We start from the raw sequence: 13,542 nt of genomic DNA, 5'->3' as shown, positions 1-13,542 counted from the left end.
CGAATCGAACACGCCGCCATCGGCGAAATGCGTCTTTTGCGCCTTGGTCCAGCCGCCGAACGAATCATCGATGGTGTACAGCTTGATCTTCGGGAACTGCTTGGTGAGCGCGGCCGGAACCGTTGTCGAACGCGGACGATAAAAATTGCGCGCCGCAATCTCCTGCCCTTCCTCGCTATACAAGTACTTGAGGTAAGCCTCGGCCAGCTTGCGTGTGCCATGACGGTCGACGACCTTGTCGACGACGGCCACCGGCGGCTCAGCCAGAATGCTCACCGAGGGCACCACGATCTCGAATTTGTCCGCGCCGAATTCCTTCAGCGACAGGAACGCCTCGTTTTCCCAGGCGATCAGCACGTCGCCCTGACCGCGTTGCACGAAGCTCGTGGTGGCGCCACGCGCGCCTGAGTCGAGCACGCCGGCGTTCTTATAGAGCTTGGTCACGAAATCCTTGGCGGTCGTCGCATTGCCACCTGGCAAATGTTCGGCGTATGCCCATGCCGCGAGGTAGTTCCAGCGCGCGCCGCCGGAAGTCTTCGGATTCGGCGTCACAATCGATACACCCGGCTTCAGCAGATCCGGCCAGTCCTTGACCTGCTTGGGGTTGCCCTTACGAACGAGGAACACGATAGTCGATGTATAAGGCGACGCGTTGTCCGGCAAACGCTTCTGCCAGTCCTGCGCGACCAGACCCTTGGCCGACAATGCATCGATGTCATAAGCCAGCGCCAGCGTTACCACGTCAGCCTGCAAGCCATCCAGAACCGAGCGCGCCTGACCGCCCGACCCACCGTGCGACTGCTTGAACGTGACCGTCTCGCCGGTCTCGGCCTTCCATTTCTTGCCAAAAGCCTGGTTGAAGTCCTGATACAACTCGCGCGTCGGGTCGTACGACACGTTGAGAAACGACGTATCGGCGTGCGCTTGCGCGATCATCCCGATTCCCGACGCAGCCCCGATAACCGCCGTTGCGAGCAGTTTCCTGGCACGCACGCCCCACCCCGATCTACGACTCAACATTCCCCGTTCTCCGTCTTATGGTATTCGATGGGCTGAGTCTATCGACGGCCTTTCATTATTAAAAATAATTGTTCTTCATGTTTTTAGATCAAAAAGTGCTAATGAAGGCTGGCAGCGGCGTTGCGACCGCTAAACGGGTGTTGGAGCAGCCTGTTTCCGCCCTCTGTGTGGTCTGGACGACGCCGAACTTAAAGTAAAGCTTGAAAAGCGGCGAATACTGTATAAAACTACAGGCATCTGTTCATCCATACAGTGGGTGGCGGACCAGACAAGGGGCTAAAGCACGTGACCAAGACAAGCAAACTGACTGCGCGGCAGCAAGAGGTTTTCGAACTGATCCAGCGCGCAATCGAGCGCACGGGATTTCCGCCCACGCGCGCCGAGATCGCGGCAGAACTCGGTTTCAGTTCGGCCAATTCCGCCGAAGAGCATCTCCGTGCGCTGGCCCGTAAAGGCGTGATCGAGCTGGCGGCGGGTTCCTCACGCGGCATCCGGTTGCTGAACCAGCCAGGTCCTGATGACGGACCGCATCAGTTCACATTGCCGCACGCGAGCATCATGCAATTGTCCCTGCCGCTGGTTGGGCGCGTGGCTGCAGGCAGCCCGATCCTTGCGCAGGAACATATCTCGCAGCACTTCGCTTGTGACCCGGCACTGTTCTCGAGCAAGCCCGACTACCTGTTGAAGGTTCGCGGGCTTTCCATGCGCGACGCCGGCATCTTCGACGGTGACCTGCTCGCAGTGCAGAAGAAGAACGAGGCAAAAGACGGCCAGATCGTCGTCGCGCGGCTCGGTGACGACGTGACGGTGAAACGCTGGAAGCGTCGCCCGGACGGCGTCGAACTGATCGCCGAGAATCCCGATTACGAAAACATCTTCGTGGCTTCGGGTAGCGACGAATTCGCACTTGAAGGTATCGCTGTCGGACTGATCCGATCCGGCGAATTGTGATGTGCTTCGAGCGCGGCCGGCTTGATGGTCACGCTCTGATTCTCGTCTTTTGATTGCTGCTTTCTGATCCGCTCTGCGGCGGCGGGCGCTCCCGCTACCAGCCGCGCCGCGGTTGAATTTCCGGCCTTATAAAGCGTGACGGACATCGCATCCGCGATGAACCGGCGCGCACCCTATTGTTCACGGAGAAACATCATGGAACGATTTGCCCGCCTGTTTTCTGCCTCGTTTTTATCTGCTTCGTCGGCTGCGTCAGCTTCTTTCGCGCCCGCAGCACGGTCGCCGCTTTCATTCAGGCAATTCCGCGAGTTCGGCCGCTTTCGTCATCTGCGCGCGCTGATCTCCTGCAAGATACGGAAGGACACAAACACGCCGGACATGTTCGACGAACCGCCTGTGCTGCCTTCGCGGCAACCTGCGTTTGCACGGGTGTCGCTCAGCGCGTCGGTTCATGCGCAAGCCGAGCGCCGTGCGCCGGTGCGGGTTTATCGAGGCGAATCGCGCGTGATCATGGTGGGCAACATTGAAGCGGTTTCGCGCATGATCGACCGTTATATCGACGAAGAACGCGCGGGTGTCGAAGGCGGTCTTCTTGCGTGAACTTCAGGTAATCCTCGTGATTGTTCGAGTTTGAGGGATAGATTTCGTGACGGCGCGGTCAATTGAGATTGGTTGTCAGTTGGTCGTCGTCAATCACCTCGAACTCACGAAGGCACCCTGACGTATGTCTCGCATCAGCAAATCCGTTCTGACCGCACTGATCGTAATTGCGGCCGTCGCAGCGCTCGGACTACTTTACGCATCACCTTATATTGCGCTGGACCGCATGAAACGCGCCGCCGATACGCGCGATGCCGAGACGGTGAACGCGTACGTGGATTTTCCGCTGCTGCGAGAGAGTCTGAAGGAACAAGTCGGGCAACTGCTTACCCGGAAGATCGATGTACGTAAAAGCGGCAATCCGCTGGCGTTGCTGGGCGCAATGATTGGCGCCGCGCTGATCGGTCCACTCGTGGATTCGTACGCAACGCCGGATGGCGTGGCGGCAATCCTGAACGGCATACCGCCGCGAGGCGATCCCGGCGAGAAACCGCCGGCTCCGCCCTCGCCCGATTCCGCCACACCTGGCACGGCACCCAGCGCACAGCAATCTCCGCCTGTCACGAGCGCGCCGGCGCAACCGGCGCCCAAGCAGCCGCCACAAACAACGGCGGGTTATAGAAGCTTCGACACGTTCACGGTGAACTACCGGCACGGCGCCGGTGACGCGCGCTATTCGGCCATTCTCAAACGATACGGCCTGTTCTCGTGGAAGCTGGTCGGCATCGAGTTGAACGGATGAACCGGGCTTCAGGTACCTTGACGCCCTGCATCCTCACACACTCACTTCGGCCTTGACGGGGACTGCGGCGTGGGCGGCATCTTCCTGCTCGGCCGTCGATCCGGTCGGCGACACGGCCACCAGAATGCTGCACGACACGCGGTCCATCAGCGGCGTGTTCCCCGCGCCCATCCACCACCGCGCCAGCCCGGTGCGGCAACGGTGTCCCACCACGACCAGATCCACCTGAAGACTTTGCGCAAGCCCGGCAATCTCATCGATAGGATGCCCGAACGCAAAATGACCCTCGGCATGTACACCACGCTCGGTCAGCCAATCCACGCCTTCGTGCAGGATGTCGCGGGCCGCGTCTTCAAAGCGCCCGCAGGCCATGTCGGTGAGGAGGCCCGCGCTTTGCGCGATGCTCGAACGCATATCGACAACGGCCAGCAGATGGGTTTCGGCTTTCAGCTCGAGCGCGAGATTTGCGCCGTCGCGTAACGCCTTGCGTCCTTCGCGGGAGCCGTCGTAGCACAGCAGGATTTTTCGGTAGCTTGCCATGGTGGTTCTCCGCGCTGCTCGTGGCAGCAAAGGGCATCGAAAAAAACAGTCTTCAACGTATTGCGCGTGTTGCCCCGTGCCATCGGGCAACATGACGCGAGTGGCGTTGCCGTCATCATGGTGCGTTGCCAAATCGCTTGCAACGATGGAAAACGCTAATGCATGTGCGCCGCCGGAAAAACGTCAAGCGTGCGGCGTGCCAGCGCCTGCGGCTCCTTGCTGGGCGGGCATTCCGGACATTGACCGCCTCTTGCCGCAATCTTGGCGCAACCGTACTCAAGCGAGGATGCGCATCGGCAGTGCAGGCAATAGCGGCGACGCGCCGCGCTGGTGCAATCGATTAAACTAGGCAGCTTGTTTCCTGACGCGACGGCGAGTTCCTACGCATGGCAGATGCAGCAGTGTTACCCGACGACACGCCCGCCGCGGACCACGCGCCGGCGACTCCGGCTATCGAGTTCATCGATGTCCGGAAACACTACGGCGACAAGACCGTCGTCAATGGCTTGTCGTTCCACGTGCAGCCGGGAGAGTGTTTCGGACTGCTGGGGCCGAACGGCGCGGGCAAGACAACCACGCTCAAGATGCTGCTCGGACTGGCCGCACCAGACGCCGGCACCATCAATCTGGTCAGTGAACCCATTCCATCCCGCGCGCGCTTCGCACGGCGCCGCGTGGGTGTGGTTCCCCAATTCGACAATCTCGACCCCGATTTCACCGTTCGCGAAAACCTGCTGATCTTCGGCCGCTATTTCGGCATGAGCGGGCGCGAGATTGAAGCCGTGGTTCCGTCGCTGCTGGAATTTGCGCGGCTGGAAAGCAAGGCGAATGCGCGCGTCGGCGAGTTGTCGGGCGGCATGAAGCGGCGATTGACGCTTGCCCGCGCGCTCGTGAACGATCCCGACGTTCTGGTCATGGACGAACCGACCACAGGCCTCGATCCCCAGGCGCGTCACCTGATCTGGGAGCGTTTGCGCTCGCTGCTCGCGCGCGGCAAGACGATTCTGCTCACAACGCACTTCATGGAGGAAGCCGAACGGCTTTGCGACCGGCTGTGCGTGATCGAGGAAGGACGCAAGGTGGCGGAAGGCAAACCCGATGAGCTGATCGAACGGGTGATTGGTTGCGACGTCATCGAAATCTACGGGCCTGATCCGCAAGCACTGCGGGACGAGCTCACGCCGTTTGCCGGGCGGATGGAAATAAGCGGCGAAACGCTGTTTTGTTACGTCGATGACCCCGCCCCCGTGCATCAGCGAGTAAAGGGGCGGCCGGGCGTGCGTTACCTGCACCGCCCGGCGAATCTCGAAGATGTGTTTTTGCGCCTGACCGGGCGCGAGATGGTGGACTAAGCAATGGCGAGCGAACCGCAAACAAGCGCCGCAAGCGCGCCCCGGACTGTCGAACAGAAGCGCGCGGACGAGCCGTTCCTGTCGTCCATGCCGGCGAACGCATCGAACTGGATTTCGGTCTGGCGGCGAAACTATCTCGTCTGGAAGAAACTCGCGATTGCGTCGATGTTCGGTAATCTCGCCGATCCCATGATCTATTTGTTCGGCCTGGGCCTCGGGCTCGGACTGATGGTCGGTCATGTGGACGGTGTTTCGTACATCGCGTTCCTGGCGGCGGGCACGGTTGCGTCGAGCGTGATGATGTCGGCGAGCTTCGAGGCCATGTATTCCGGCTTTTCGCGTATGCACGTCCAGCGCACGTGGGAAGCGATCATGCATACACCTTTGACGCTCGGCGATATCGTGCTGGCCGAGATCGTATGGGCGGCGAGCAAGTCGGTGCTCTCGGGCGTGGCGATCATGCTGGTCGCCGGCGTGCTCGGGTACGCGAGTTTTCCATCGATGCTTTACGCGCTGCCCGTCATCGTCCTGACCGGTCTGGCGTTTTCCAGCACGGCGATGATCGTGACCGCGCTCGCGCCGAGCTATGACTTTTTCATGTTCTACCAGACGCTCGCGCTCACGCCCATGTTGTTGCTCTCGGGCGTGTTTTTCCCGCTGACGCAATTGCCGGCGCTCGCCCAGCATGTCTCGTTGTTGTTGCCGTTATCGCACGCGGTTGCGTTGATCCGGCCCGCGATGCTGGATCGTCCGCCAGAGCATGTCGTTCTGCACGTTGCAGTGCTTCTGGCTTATGCAATCGTCCCGTTTTTCCTCTGCGCGATTCTGTTCCGCCGGCGCATGATGCGCTGATAAAAAAAAGCCGCTCAGCCTGGCGCTCGAGCGGCTTTCCAACTGCCAGTCACACTCTCACTTCAAACCCGGCGTGAACTCCTTGTGACCGCCGAACCCAAAGCGCATTGCCGACAACATCCTGTCGGCGAACGAATTGCCGTCGCGAGAACGGAAGCGCGAGTAAAGCGCCGCCGACAACACCTGCGCCGGCACTGCTTCCTCGATCGCCGCCTCAATGGTCCAGCGGCCTTCACCGCTATCGGCAACTTCGGCCGAGTATTTGTCGAGCGTTCCGTTGCCCGCCAGCGCGCCCGCCGTCAGATCGAGCAGCCATGACGACACTACGCTACCGCGCCGCCAGACTTCGGCGACATCGGCGAGATCGAGATCGTAGCGCTGCGCCTCGGGCAAATCAGTCGATGACTTATGTTTCAGGATATCGAACCCTTCGGCATACGCCTGCATCAACCCGTACTCGATACCGTTATGCACCATCTTCACGAAGTGTCCCGAACCGACCGGCCCGACATACATATAGCCATTTTCGACGCGTGCATCGCGACCTTCGCGATTGGGCGTCTCAGGAATGTCGCCGCGTCCCGGAGCCAGCACGGAGAAGATGGGATCGAGCCGCTGCACCACATCCTGCTCGCCGCCGATCATCATGCAATAGCCGCGTTCCAAGCCCCAGACGCCGCCGGACGTACCGACATCGACGAAATGAATGCCCTTCTGCTTGAGCTTCGCCGCGTGGATGATGTCGTCCTTGTAGAAGCTGTTGCCGCCGTCGATGATCGTGTCACCCGCTTCCAGGATCTCGTAGAGATCGTTCATGGAATCTTCGGTGATCTTGCCCGCCGGCAACATCAGCCAGACGGTTCGCGGCGCTTCGAGCTTCTTCACCAGGTCGCCGAGGTCGCTTGATCCTGTCGCGCCGTCGGCAACCACGGCTTGAGTCGCGTCCGGGTTGTGGTCGTACACCACGCACGTTTGCTTGCCGCGCATGAGGCGGCGTGCGATGTTTGCGCCCATCCTGCCGAGTCCAACGATTCCTATCTGCATGACGGCTTACTCCTTATGGCTGGTTTTGACGCGTTCGATCTGCTTTTTGGCTTCGCCGTAGACGTGCTCCGGCGTGAAGCCGAACTTTTTCTTCAAGTCGGCAAGCGGCGCTGATGCTCCGAATGTATGCATGACGATCTCGGAGCCGAGACGGCCGACATAACGATCCCAGCCGAGCGAACCGGCCTGTTCCACGCACACCCGGGCATCGACGTCCGGCGGCAGCACGGAATCCTTGTAGTCGCTGTCCTGTTTCTCGAATACATCCCATGACGGCATGGAGACAACGCGCGCGGCGATGCCTTCCGCCTTGAGCTTTTCATATGTCTCGATACACACGCCCACTTCCGTGCCCGTCCCCATCAGGATGACTTCAGGCTTCTTGCCGTTTTCGGCATCGGCGAGAATGTAGGCGCCCTTGTGCACGCCCTTCGCCGATGCGTATTTCGTACGGTCGAACGTCGGCATGGGCTGACGCGATACCACGATACAAGCCGGCGTCTGCGGTTGGTTCAACGCAAAGCGCCACGCTTCGCCGACTTCGTTGGCATCGCCCGGACGGAAGGTGCTCAATCCCGGCACGCCACGCAACGAAGCCAGCTGTTCGATCGGCTGGTGCGTCGGACCATCCTCGCCCACGCCAATGGAATCGTGCGTGAACACGTAGACCACCGGCACTTCCATGATCGCGGACAGGCGGATAGGCGGCTTCATGTAGTCGCTGAAAATCAGGAAGGTCGAACCATAAGGCCGCAAGTTCGATAACGCCAGGCCATTGCAGATCGCGCCCATCACGTGTTCGCGAATGCCGAAGTGCAGGTTCCTGCCGGCGTAGTTGTCATACTCGAAACTGCCCGCGCCTTCGAACTTCAGATCGGTCTTGGTCGACGGCGACAAGTCCGCCGAACCGCCGATCATCCACGGAATCCGCTTGGCGATGGCGTTCAGGACCTTGCCCGACGACTCGCGCGATGCCACGCCCTTGGCGTCGGCATCGAACACCGGAATATCGGCGTCCCAGCCTTCCGGCAGCTCGTGCTCCTCGATCTGCGTGAACTCCTTCGCGAGGTCGGGGTATTTCTTCGAGTAATCATCGAAACTTTTTTGCCACGCCTCACGTGCAGCTTTGCCGCGTGCACCGATGCCTTCGTCGAAATGCTTGTAGACGCCGTCCGGCACGAGGAAACTCGAATCTTCCGGCCAGCCGTAGAACTTCTTTGCGAGCTTGATTTCATCGACACCCAGCGGTTCGCCATGCGCCGCCGACGTGTCCTGCTTGTGCGGTGCGCCCCAGCCAATAATGCTCTTCACCACGATCAGCGTCGGCTTGTCAGTGCTCGCCTTCGCCTGGTTCAGCGCTGCTTCGAGCGCGCCGGCATCGTTGGCGTCGTCCACGTGCAGCGTGTTCCAGTGATAGCCCTTGAAACGCGTTTCCACGTCATCGCTATACGCCAGGTCCGTATGCCCTTCAATGGTCACGCGGTTGCTGTCGTAGATCCAGATCAGGTTGGACAACTTCAGGTGCCCGGCCATGGATGCAGCTTCGTGCGAGATGCCTTCCATCATGTCGCCGTCGCCACACAGCGTGTACACGCGATAGTCGAAAATCTTTGCGTCCGGCTTGTTGAAATGCGCCTCGTACCAGCGCGCGGCCATTGCCATGCCAACGCTGTTTCCCAGACCTTGCCCGAGCGGACCGGTGGTGGTCTCGACGCCCGTGGTCATGCGGTATTCCGGGTGGCCCGGCGTCTTGCTGTCCAACTGCCGGAAATGCTTGATGTCATCCAGCGATACGGCGGGGTCGCCGGTCGCCTTGCCAGCATGATCGACTGCCTTGACACCGGTCAGGTGCAGCAGCGAATAAAGCAGCATGGAAGCATGACCGACCGACAATACAAAGCGGTCGCGGTTGGGCCACAGCGGCTCAGTCGGGTCGTAGCGAAGGTGGTTTTGCCACAGGTGAAAACCAACGGGCGCAAGCGCCATAGGCGTTCCGGGGTGCCCCGAATTGGCCTTTTGCACGGCATCCATGGACAGCGTGCGGATGGTATTGATGGCGAGTGTGTCTAGATCCGACGAGTTCGAGGGGGTTTGCGGCATGAGCGACGACTCCTTTTGCGTAGGGCGCGCTGAGGCACGAGAGGCGCCACAGCGGGCAACCGGGTCCTTCGAGCAAGTGTAGTGCCATGGGAACTGGCGCGTCACCAAAGAACAACGAAGCGCGCGCCGCCAAAGGCCCGGCGCGGCTTATGACAGACGGTTACGATACTGTTTGAGACGACAACTGTACGCTTGAAACCTTGCAAAAACGAACGCAAACGGTAATTTTTCGTGGCCGTTCGATGACCGCTACCCGTCAGGATAACGGCCATGCATGACACTTTTCGGTGAACCTATCAAGGCGCGGGGTTAGGCTGAAGCTCGTGAATGGCGTCGATTTCAGCCAGGATCTCGTCCGACAATTTCACGTCCACGCTGCCGATGTTCTCGTGCAACTGCGCAAGGGTGGTCGCGCCGATCAGCGTGCTGGTCGTGAACGGCCGGCTATTCACGAATGCGAGCGAAAGCTGCGCCGGACTCAGGCCATGACGCCGGGCGAGTTCCACGTAGGCGCTGACCGCCTTTACCGCGTGCGGCTTGCTGTAACGCTGGAAACGCTCGAATAACGTGATCCGCGCGCCGTCCGGACGCGCGCCGCCTTCGTATTTGCCGGACAGCCAGCCGAAGGCCATCGGCGAATAGGCGAGCAGGCCCACGCCTTCCTTGTGGGTGAATTCCGAAAGCCCTGCTTCGAACGTGCGGTTCACCAGGCTATATGGATTCTGAATGCTGACAATGCGCGGCAGGCCGTGTTTATCGGCGGCGTTGAGGAACTGGGCGACACCCCAGGGCGTCTCGTTCGATACTCCCACGTGCCGGATCTTGCCCGCCTTCACGAACTCGCCGAGCACGCTCAACGTCTCTTCGATGGGCACCGTATATTCATCTTCGATCCACGGATAATTGGCGCGGCCGAACGTCATGGTGCTGCGGTCCGGCCAGTGCAACTGATACAGGTCGATGTAGTCCGTCTGCAGCCGTGTGAGGCTTGAATCGATGGCTTCGGTCAGGTTCTTCCGGTCGAACTGATTGCCTTCGCCGCGAATGTGACGCGGGTTATGCGGCTGACGCGCCGGTCCGGCGATCTTCGTGGCGAGCACGATCTTCTCGCGCTCGGCCGGATGCGCATGCAGCCACGTGCCGATGTACTCTTCCGTGCGCCCCTGTGTTTCAGGGCGCGGCGGCACCGGATACATTTCGGCGGCGTCGATCAGGTTGATGCCGGCGCCGAGCGCGGCATCGATTTGCGCGTGTGCCTCGGCTTCCGTGTTCTGTTCGCCCCAGGTCATCGTGCCCAGTCCGATCAGACTGACATTGATATCCGTTCCACCGAGTTTCCGGTACTCCATCGTATGCTTTCCTATGGTCATGTTCAGGTGTCGGGCCGTCGTTTCGAGACCTTCGGCCAAACGCTGACGCTACCATAGCGCGGGCCTTGCTGCAGTGACTGCCCGCTGGATTGCGCCAAGCTTCCGATCAGCTTTTCATTGCCTTACACGAGCAGCCGAGACCGTAACCGCCACAGGAGTACGCCTTTGATGCAGGCCCCCGATCTCACCCGCGACGCATCGCAGCGGACGAACCCGCGTGGTTCGTCGGTCATCGTGATGCTGGTCGCGGCGACATTCTTCATGGAGAATCTCGACGGCACGATCATCGCCACGGCACTGCCGCAGATGGCGCAATCGTTCGGCCTGCATCCTGTCGATCTCAGCCTTGGCATCACCTCGTACCTGCTGACGCTTGCCGTGTTCATCCCGATCAGCGGCTGGGCCGCCGACCGCTTCGGCCTTCGCACCATATTTGGCAGCGCGATTGCCGTGTTCACGGTGGCCTCGGTGTTGTGCGGCATGACGTCCACCTTGCCGATGTTCACCGCTGCGCGCGTGCTGCAAGGCATCGGAGGCGCGATGATGGTGCCGGTCGGCCGGCTCGCCGTGTTGCGCGCGACGCCGAAGGACGGCCTGATGCGCGCGATCTCGATCATCACGTGGCCGGGTCTTGTCGCGCCGGTGATCGGGCCACCGTTGGGCGGGTTCATCACGACGTATTCATCGTGGCGATGGATTTTTTACCTCAACTTGCCGCTGGGAATCATTGGGTTCGCGCTGGCGCTTCGTTATCTCGACAACACCCGCGAACAGGCCGGGCGCCGCTTCGATTTCGCGGGCTTCATGCTGTGCGGCCTCGCCTGCACGACTTTGCTCTACGCGATGGAACTGATTGGCCGGAACGACACGCCGTGGTTCTTAACGGGAGCGTTGATCACCGCGGGCGTGCTGGCGAGCGTGGCCGCGTGGCTGCATCTGCGGCGCACGCCGGAGCCCGTCGTCGATCTCAAGTCCTTGCGAATCCGGACATTCGCGGTCGCGATGGGCGGCGGTTCGCTCTTTCGCGTATCGATCAGCGCCGTGCCTTTTCTATTGCCGCTGATGTTCCAGGTCGGCTTCGGGCTGAACGCGTTTGAATCCGGGCTGCTGACATTGTCTGTCTTCGCCGGCAATTTATCGATGAAACTCGTCACCACGCCGATCGTCCGGCGCTACGGCTTTCGTTCGGTGCTGATCGTGAACGGCGTCATCGCGGCGATATCGCTGGCGGTGATGAGCCTGATCGCACCGGCGACACCGACTTGGATCGTCGTCGCCGTGTTGTTCGCGAGCGGATTGTCGCGCTCGCTGCAGTTCACCGCGCTCAACACGCTCAGTTTTGCCGACGTACCGAAAGCGCAAATGAGCGGTGCGTCGGCGTTATCGAGCACGCTGTTTCAACTGACGATGGGTGTGGGTGTGGCGTTGGGGGCAATCGCGTTGCGGCTCGCCGAATGGATGCATGGCCATGGTTCGCAGACGGTGACGGCCGCGGATTTCAGCATCGCGTTCCTGATCGTGGCGGCGGTGGGACTGCTCGGCGTGGCCGATCTGTTCAGTCTGCATCGGGATGCGGGGGCGGAAGTAAGCGGACGCAAGGCAAAAACCGGCGGCTGAAATGAAAACGGGCACTGCGATTTCTCACAGTGCCCGTCTTTGAAACCTTCCTACTACCAGCAAATTCTTTGGGGTGGCTGATGGGGCTCGAACCCACGACAACAGGAATCACAATCCTGGACTCTACCAACTGAGCTACAGCCACCACTGACCTACTTCTTCTCTGGCGCACCAAAAACCGGCTTGCTGAATCGAGAAACGAGATTATACGAACAAAGATTCGGTTTGCCTAGTCCCTTATTCGATCAATTCGGCCGATTCCCGTAGATGCGTGCGCGCTTCATCGAAGATAGCCAGATCGCCGGTTGCAAGCCTGCGGCTGTCCGACAACACACGCCGCCAGCCACGCGCGCCTGGCATGCCGCGATACAACCCGAGCGCGTGCCGTGTAATACCGCCGAGATAGGTCCCGCGCGCCACTTCTTCACGCGCGTATTCGATCAATCCGGCCTCGATTTCTTCGCGCGAAGGAATCGCTGTCGACGCTCCATAGAACCGTGAATCGACGCCTGCCAGCACGTACGGATTGTGATACGCCTCGCGGCCGAGCATCACGCCATCGACGTGTTTGAGGTGTTCCTCCACTTCGTCGAGCGTCTTGATACCGCCATTGATCGAGATCTCAAGATGCGGAAAATCACGCTTCAATTGATACGCGTATTCATACTTCAGCGGCGGGATCTCGCGATTTTCCTTCGGGCTCAAGCCCTTCAAGATCGCGTTGCGCGCATGGACGATAAACACCTCGCAACCCGCATTCGCGACCGTGCCGACGAAGTCACGCACGAACGCATAGTCTTCGACGGCATCCACACCAATCCGATGCTTTACCGTGACCGGAATTGCCACGGCATCGCGCATCGCCTTCACACAATCGGCAACGAGTTGCGGCTCGTTCATCAGGCACGCGCCAAACGCGCCGCGCTGGACGCGCTCGGACGGACAACCGCAATTCAGGTTGATCTCGTCATAGCCCCATTGCTCGCCGAGCTTCGCGCTGTGGGCGAGGTCGGCCGGCTCGCTGCCGCCGAGCTGCAACGCGACGGGTGCTTCGCCGGGCGTGAAGGCAAGGTGGCGCGCAACGTCGCCGTGCAGCAAGGCGCCGGTCGTGACCATCTCTGTATAAAGCCAAGTGTCGCGCGAGATCATGCGATGGAGGGAACGACAATGCCTGTCGGTCCAGTCCATCATCGGCGCAACGCTTACGCGGCGAGGGCTGATTTTTGATGCTTTAGACATGGAAACTGCTGAATTCGAAGCGTGAGGCGCGGTTTTTGCGCGGAGTACGTAATTTTACCGTAACCACTGGAACGGCACCGAGAACCCTGGTACTACGTGTCTGGCCATCAGGAAA

The 13,542-nt window shown here is 60.4% G+C and carries 12 protein-coding genes and 1 tRNA gene; 6 read left to right on the top strand and 7 right to left on the bottom strand.

All coding sequences use genetic code 11. The annotated features are described in order from the left end of the window. Positions 1 to 1,020, bottom strand: a 1,020-nt coding sequence (locus ACFFAR_RS11350) for a sulfate ABC transporter substrate-binding protein (protein ID WP_375507896.1), incomplete at its 3' end; no start/stop codon positions are given. A gap of 285 nt (positions 1,021 to 1,305) precedes the next feature. Here ACFFAR_RS11350 and lexA point away from each other — a divergent pair. The 3 genes from lexA (at position 1,306) to ACFFAR_RS11335 (ending at position 3,313) form a co-directional block, all read left to right on the top strand. Continuing rightward, on the top strand, positions 1,306 to 1,971 hold the full coding sequence (gene lexA, locus ACFFAR_RS11345) for a transcriptional repressor LexA (RefSeq protein WP_062000819.1): 666 nt from the start codon (positions 1,306 to 1,308) through the stop codon (positions 1,969 to 1,971). Between the two features lie 195 nt (positions 1,972 to 2,166). Then, positions 2,167 to 2,571: a hypothetical protein gene (locus tag ACFFAR_RS11340; protein ID WP_256701053.1), complete on the top strand. Its 405-nt coding sequence runs from the start codon at positions 2,167 to 2,169 to the stop codon at positions 2,569 to 2,571. 124 nt (positions 2,572 to 2,695) lie between these two features. Beyond that, positions 2,696 to 3,313 carry a DUF2939 domain-containing protein gene (locus ACFFAR_RS11335; protein WP_375507895.1) on the top strand — a complete coding sequence of 206 codons (618 nt, stop codon included), beginning with the start codon at positions 2,696 to 2,698 and terminating at the stop codon, positions 3,311 to 3,313. Between the two features lie 33 nt (positions 3,314 to 3,346). On the opposite strand, the gene ACFFAR_RS11330 is transcribed toward ACFFAR_RS11335, so the two are convergent. Continuing rightward, positions 3,347 to 3,853 carry a universal stress protein gene (locus ACFFAR_RS11330; RefSeq protein WP_061999238.1) on the bottom strand — a complete coding sequence of 169 codons (507 nt, stop codon included), beginning with the start codon at positions 3,851 to 3,853 and terminating at the stop codon, positions 3,347 to 3,349. Between the two features lie 386 nt (positions 3,854 to 4,239). Between ACFFAR_RS11330 and nodI the strand changes: the two genes are divergently transcribed. Both nodI and ACFFAR_RS11320 read left to right on the top strand, forming a co-directional pair. Then, positions 4,240 to 5,205: a nodulation factor ABC transporter ATP-binding protein NodI gene (gene nodI / locus ACFFAR_RS11325; protein WP_174364672.1), complete on the top strand. Its 966-nt coding sequence runs from the start codon at positions 4,240 to 4,242 to the stop codon at positions 5,203 to 5,205. 87 nt (positions 5,206 to 5,292) lie between these two features. After that, a complete protein-coding gene (locus tag ACFFAR_RS11320; RefSeq protein WP_375507897.1) occupies positions 5,293 to 6,057 on the top strand; it encodes an ABC transporter permease in 765 nt (254 codons plus the stop codon). Between the two features lie 57 nt (positions 6,058 to 6,114). Here the strand turns inward: ACFFAR_RS11320 and gnd are convergent, their stop codons facing one another. The 3 genes from gnd to ACFFAR_RS11305 all read right to left on the bottom strand — a co-directional run bounded on the left by gnd (position 6,115) and on the right by ACFFAR_RS11305 (position 10,550). Next, positions 6,115 to 7,101, bottom strand: a complete 987-nt coding sequence (gnd, locus tag ACFFAR_RS11315; protein ID WP_174364670.1) for a phosphogluconate dehydrogenase (NAD(+)-dependent, decarboxylating) — start codon at positions 7,099 to 7,101, stop codon at positions 6,115 to 6,117. Between the two features lie 6 nt (positions 7,102 to 7,107). Beyond that, positions 7,108 to 9,201 (bottom strand): transketolase, encoded by a 2,094-nt coding sequence (tkt, locus tag ACFFAR_RS11310; protein WP_375507894.1) that lies wholly within the window; start codon positions 9,199 to 9,201, stop codon positions 7,108 to 7,110. Positions 9,202 to 9,497: 296 nt separating this feature from the next. Beyond that, positions 9,498 to 10,550: an NADP(H)-dependent aldo-keto reductase gene (locus ACFFAR_RS11305; protein WP_174364055.1), complete on the bottom strand. Its 1,053-nt coding sequence runs from the start codon at positions 10,548 to 10,550 to the stop codon at positions 9,498 to 9,500. A 189-nt stretch (positions 10,551 to 10,739) separates the two neighbouring features. Between ACFFAR_RS11305 and ACFFAR_RS11300 the strand changes: the two genes are divergently transcribed. Beyond that, positions 10,740 to 12,188 carry an MFS transporter gene (locus ACFFAR_RS11300; RefSeq protein ID WP_075357959.1) on the top strand — a complete coding sequence of 483 codons (1,449 nt, stop codon included), beginning with the start codon at positions 10,740 to 10,742 and terminating at the stop codon, positions 12,186 to 12,188. Positions 12,189 to 12,257: 69 nt separating this feature from the next. Here ACFFAR_RS11300 and ACFFAR_RS11295 read toward each other — a convergent pair. Together ACFFAR_RS11295 and dusA are read right to left on the bottom strand one after the other, a co-directional pair. Further along, positions 12,258 to 12,333, bottom strand: a tRNA-His gene (locus ACFFAR_RS11295). A gap of 92 nt (positions 12,334 to 12,425) precedes the next feature. Further along, positions 12,426 to 13,427, bottom strand: coding sequence for a tRNA dihydrouridine(20/20a) synthase DusA (dusA, locus tag ACFFAR_RS11290; RefSeq protein ID WP_174364053.1), 1,002 nt, complete (start codon positions 13,425 to 13,427; stop codon positions 12,426 to 12,428). Positions 13,428 to 13,542 lie beyond the last annotated feature (115 nt).

It is taken from the genome of uncultured Caballeronia sp., from assembly GCF_964243625.1.
Classification (GTDB): domain Bacteria; phylum Pseudomonadota; class Gammaproteobacteria; order Burkholderiales; family Burkholderiaceae; genus Caballeronia.
The sequence above is the reverse complement of the archived record's forward strand: the minus strand, read 5'-3'. Positions and strand labels throughout refer to the sequence as shown.

What these genes read in the sequence shown, in the direction of transcription:
- ACFFAR_RS11340 (WP_256701053.1), top strand. Translation starts at nt 2,167, where the DNA reads ATGGAACGATTTGCCCGCCTGTTTTCTGCCTCGTTTTTATCTGCTTCG.
- ACFFAR_RS11335 (WP_375507895.1), top strand. Translation starts at nt 2,696, where the DNA reads ATGTCTCGCATCAGCAAATCCGTTCTGACCGCACTGATCGTAATTGCG.
- ACFFAR_RS11330 (WP_061999238.1), bottom strand. Translation starts at nt 3,853, where the DNA reads ATGGCAAGCTACCGAAAAATCCTGCTGTGCTACGACGGCTCCCGCGAA.
- nodI (WP_174364672.1), top strand. Translation starts at nt 4,240, where the DNA reads ATGGCAGATGCAGCAGTGTTACCCGACGACACGCCCGCCGCGGACCAC.
- ACFFAR_RS11320 (WP_375507897.1), top strand. Translation starts at nt 5,293, where the DNA reads ATGCCGGCGAACGCATCGAACTGGATTTCGGTCTGGCGGCGAAACTAT.
- gnd (WP_174364670.1), bottom strand. Translation starts at nt 7,101, where the DNA reads ATGCAGATAGGAATCGTTGGACTCGGCAGGATGGGCGCAAACATCGCA.
- tkt (WP_375507894.1), bottom strand. Translation starts at nt 9,201, where the DNA reads ATGCCGCAAACCCCCTCGAACTCGTCGGATCTAGACACACTCGCCATC.
- ACFFAR_RS11305 (WP_174364055.1), bottom strand. Translation starts at nt 10,550, where the DNA reads ATGGAGTACCGGAAACTCGGTGGAACGGATATCAATGTCAGTCTGATC.
- ACFFAR_RS11300 (WP_075357959.1), top strand. Translation starts at nt 10,740, where the DNA reads ATGCAGGCCCCCGATCTCACCCGCGACGCATCGCAGCGGACGAACCCG.
- dusA (WP_174364053.1), bottom strand. Translation starts at nt 13,427, where the DNA reads ATGTCTAAAGCATCAAAAATCAGCCCTCGCCGCGTAAGCGTTGCGCCG.